This window comes from Micromonospora sp. ATCC 39149 (genome assembly GCF_000158815.1).
Classification (GTDB): Bacteria; Actinomycetota; Actinomycetes; order Mycobacteriales; family Micromonosporaceae; genus Micromonospora.
Map to the genome: position 1 here is coordinate 354,182 of NZ_GG657738.1, position 1,004 is coordinate 355,185.

Here is a 1,004-nt window from a genome sequence, read left to right on the forward strand (position 1 = left end):
CTCGTGGCAGGGGATGTTTCTGCCCGTTGAGGATCAGCAGGTCCTTGGCGCGGCCGGTGATGGTCAGCGCGCCGTCGCGCAGGTAGCCCAGGTCCCCGGTCTCCAGCCAGCCCCCGTCGCGGAAGGCGGCGCGGTTGGCCTCGGGGTCGCCGAGGTAGCCGGGGGTGACCCGGGCCGAGTGGACCTGCACCCGGCCGACGCGGCCCTCGGGCTGCACCGCGCCGTCGGCGTCGACGATCCGCAGGGTCGCCCCGGGCGCGGGTCGGCCGACACAGAGCAGCTCGGTGACGTCGCCGCCCGCCTCGCCCTCGGCCCACTCCACGTCGCCACCCAGGCTGGCGGTGCGGACCACCTGCCGGCAGCCCGGCTCGGTGAACGACGCGAAGGTGATCGCCGTGCAGGTCTCGGAGAGCCCCCAGGCCGGGGCCATCGCCGCCGCCGGCACCCCGGTCGCGGCGACGAACGCCCGGAAGGTTTCCGGCAGGCACTGTTCGCCGCCGCTGACCATGCGTCGCACCCCGCCCAGCTCCCAGCGCCGGCCCGGGTCGCGGGCCACCGCGTCGGCCACCAGCCGCAGGCCGAAGTTCGGCGACCAACTGTGGGTGACCCGGTAGCGGTCCATGAGGTCGAGCCAGCGCGTCGGGTCGGCCAGGACCAGCTCGGTGGCGACGTGCACGGAGGAGACGCCGAGGAACACCCCGCCGAGGTGGTAGAGGAGCAGGCCGGCGACGTGGTCCAGCGGCAGCCAGTTGAGCAGCACGTCGCCCGGACGCACGTCGAGCAGCTCGCGGGCGCCCACGGCGTACTCGGACAAGCCCCGGTGGGTCAGCGGGATGATCTTCGTGGGTGCCGGTGCTGCCCGACGACAGTTGCAGGATCGCCACCGCGTCGGGCTCGGCCTCGACGTCGGGCGGCCCCGCCGGGTCGGCCGCGGCGGGCTGCGCCGGGTCGGCCGCGGCCAGCTCGGCGACGCCGATCACCCGGCCGGCCAGCGGCAGCCCGGA

Annotated in this window: 1 protein-coding gene; it reads right to left on the reverse strand. The window is 75.8% G+C overall.

The features are described 5' to 3' along the window. On the reverse strand, nucleotides 1-814 hold an 814-nt coding region (locus MCAG_RS01515), incomplete at its 3' end, for an AMP-binding protein (RefSeq protein WP_036371889.1). Between the last annotated feature and the right edge of the window lie 190 nt (nucleotides 815-1,004).